Genomic DNA, 3,159 nt, shown 5'->3' on the forward strand with positions numbered 1-3,159 from the left:
AGTGGACCGATCCGGGCATGGGCCTCATCCTCGACCTGTCGGGGCGCACGCTGCTGGCGCACGGCGACGACGACCTGAAGGACCGGGGCTTCTCGGCGGCGCTGGCTTGGGACCCCGCCCCGGCCACGCAGCGGGGCGCGTCGCTGTCCTTGCGCCAGGACTTCGGCGGCCGGGCGCAAGGCGGTCTCGACGCGCTGTTCGCGCCCGATCCGCTGGAGGACCGCACCGGCGGCAGCGAGGCGACCTCGCGCTGGGCGGTGGAGGCGGCTTGGGGCTTCGCCGCCTTCGGCGGGCGCTTCACCGGCAGCCCGCATGTCGGGCTCGGGCTCTCTACGGATGCGCGCGACTACAGCCTCGGCTGGCGGCTCGCGCCGGAGGCGGGGTTCGGCACTCCCGAGGTCACCTTCGGCGTCAGGGCGACGCGCAGGGAGAGCGAAACGGCGCAAGCGGAGCATGCCATCGGGCTTGAGACGCGGGTGCGCTGGTGATCGCCCACCGGTCCGGCGGGCGGCGTGAACGTCTTCGCCGGCGCGGTGAGCGCGTGGCGCGTTATGAGGCGGCTCCCTTGCCGAGGCCGCCGAGGCCGGCGATCCCGTCCTCCGGCGGCAGCTTGCAGGACCGCTGTCACGGCGTCGGCGGATCACCAGGCAGCTCCGCTCCTCCCGGCCCGCCGGGCGATAGCGCACCGGCTGCGCATCCCCGCCCAACCCGATGTCTGTCCATCCTTCTTCCGGCAGACCCTCGGCGCACCGGCAGGCGTCATATGCCCAGGAGCTTGCCGATGGTCTGTCCCACCCGCTCGGCCGCCGCCTTGATGTCGCGGTCTCCAAGATGGGCGTAGCGCAGCGTCATGCCGACATCGGCGTGGCCGAGCAGGCGGGAGACCACCGGGATCGGGACCCCGCTCATCACCGCGTGGCTCGCATGCGTATGACGAAGATCGTGAAGCCGGCAGTCCTCGATGCCGGCCTCGAGGCGGACCCGGTACCAGAGCGCGATGTCACCGCCGCGCGGCCGCGACGGATCGCGCGGCGATGGAAACACGAACGGGCTTCGGGTGCGGGGCTGTCGGTCCAGCACGCGCCGTGCCTGGCTGTTGAGCGGCACCGTCCTTGGCCCGGTCTTGGCGTCGGCCAGCATGAGCGTGTCGTTCCCGACCTCTTCCCAACGCAGCCGGATGATCTCTCCCTTGCGGCACCCGGTCAGCAGCAGAAGGCGAATGATGTCGGCCTGCTGCTTCTCTCCTTTTGCCGTCCGCCGGTCCAGCACCAGATGGAGCCGGTCGATCTCCTCGCGCGACAGGAACCGGGTGAGAGGCGTGCGCCGGTTCCTCCTTATGCCCCGCGTGGGGTCGGTTTCGATGTGGCCGCAGGAAACGGCGAAGTTCATGATCTGGCGGAACATCTTCAGCGCATTGTTGGCATTGCCGGGAGCGGTACGGCTGAACGCGTCGAACCAGCGCCTCGCCTGGGCGGGCGTGATGCGGTCGAGCGGCTTCGATCCGAACGCCGGCAATATGCGGCCGTGGAGCAGGTGCCGGGCGGTTTTTTTCGAAGACGGCTTGTAGCGCTCGAAATACGCCTCCCTCCATTCGCGTGCGACGAACGCCTCCAGCGAAGGAACGGCGCGCGCAGGAAGGACGGCCTCGTCCGGCTCCGCCCTCCGGGCATGGCACTCCCGGCGCACCTCCGACACGGTCCTTGTCATGACGGGACCGAGGGAAATCCGTTTCGAGTGACCGCCGGAGGACTGCAGCAGGATATAGCTCTTCCCACCGGAGGGCCGCACCCGGACCCCGAGCCCGGACACTTCGCTGTCCCAGATGGTGTATTCCTTCCTGCGCGGTCGCAGGCGGGCGACGGCGGCATCGGTGAGACGCATGCGTTCCCTTGCCGGCATCGCTCAGCGTCCTGCCAGCGCGGCACCGACCGTCTCGGCGGCGTCCCGCGCCATGGCGTCGGCGGGATGGGCGTACTTGAGGGTGGTCTCCGGTCTGGCGTGGCCGAGCAGCCGCCCGATTGCCAGCACGGTCTCGCCCTCTCTGAGCGCGATGCTGGCGTGGGTATGACGGAGATCGTGGAGGCGCACGTCGCCAAGGTCCGTCTCGGCCCGAAACCGGCCCCAGAAGTGGTCCAGCCAGTTGCTGCCGAGCGGCCGGTCTCCCCCACGCGCGGGAAAAACCCAGCGGCCGTCTCGGTTCAACCCGTCGAGGATCCTTCGCGCCGGCTCGGACAGCCAGACCGTCCGGGGGCCGGTTTTGGAATCGCGGAGGAACAAATGCCCCTCGCGGTAGTCCGACCACCTCAGTGTCAGGATCTCGCTCTTGCGGCATCCGGTGAGCAGAAGCAGCCGGATGACGGCGACCGCGAGGGGCGTGCGATCCGCATGACGCGACAATGCCGCCCCGAGCCGGCGCATCTCCCCGTCCGTCAGGAAGCGCTCGCGCCCCTTGCGGCGGTTTCGCCGGATGCTCCGGCAGGGGTTGGAGCCCTCGGGCCTGAGACCCATCGCCTCGGCCTCCCGCATGATGACGGAGAGCACCGGCAGGGACCGGTCGGCGGCGGCCGGGGTCGCGCGGAGCGCGGTGAACCAGCTGCGAACCTCCCGCCGGTCGATCTCCGCGACCGGACGCCCCGCGAAATGCGGCATGATCTGGTTGCGCAAATACGCCCGGTTCACCTTGAGCGTGCCCGCCTTCCAAATACGCTCATGGCTCTGGAACGCGGCCGCCGCGACATCCTCGAAGAGTGCCCCGCGCGGTTGCAGCGTTGCATCCTCGCCCCTGCGTATCGCGGAAAGCGTCTCTGCGGCCAGAGACCGCGCATCGCCAGCGTTCATGGCCCCGGCATCGCCCAAGATCTTCCAGATTCGTTCTCCCCGGTGCTGGCAGTGGACGAAGTAGCGCTTGCCGCCAGAGGGCAGCACGCGGACCCCGAAGCCCCTGAGCCTGCCGTCGCGGATGTCGTAGGCGGTCTTGCGGGGGACGAGTGCGCGCACGCGGGCGTCGGTGAGGGCGAGATTGGGCATCGTCATTCTCCCGGTTGCAGTTGCAGCCGGGGAACGGAGGGTTGACCGATCCGTCCTGCTGCAACAAGTCGTAGGAGAAAAAGCGGCCCTGTTTCAGCACGTTAGCACCGCAGGTGCGCCCGCTGGTGTTCC

General features: G+C 69.5%; 3 protein-coding genes. 1 reads left to right on the plus strand and 2 read right to left on the minus strand.

The genetic code is table 11. The annotated features are described in order from the left end of the window. Window positions 1–488 (plus strand): hypothetical protein (locus OXM58_03880; GenBank protein ID MDE0147489.1); only part of this gene is annotated, 488 nt, incomplete at its 5' end. A gap of 271 nt (window positions 489–759) precedes the next feature. On the opposite strand, the gene OXM58_03885 is transcribed toward OXM58_03880, so the two are convergent. Together OXM58_03885 and OXM58_03890 are read right to left on the minus strand one after the other, a co-directional pair. Continuing rightward, a complete protein-coding gene (locus OXM58_03885; GenBank protein MDE0147490.1) occupies window positions 760–1,899 on the minus strand; it encodes a tyrosine-type recombinase/integrase in 1,140 nt (379 codons plus the stop codon). Between the two features lie 3 nt (window positions 1,900–1,902). Then, on the minus strand, window positions 1,903–3,027 hold the full coding sequence (locus tag OXM58_03890; GenBank protein ID MDE0147491.1) for a site-specific integrase: 1,125 nt from the start codon (window positions 3,025–3,027) through the stop codon (window positions 1,903–1,905). Window positions 3,028–3,159: the final 132 nt, after the last annotated feature.

The sequence above is a fragment of the Rhodospirillaceae bacterium genome, assembly GCA_028819475.1.
Lineage (GTDB): Bacteria > Pseudomonadota > Alphaproteobacteria > Bin65 > Bin65 > Bin65.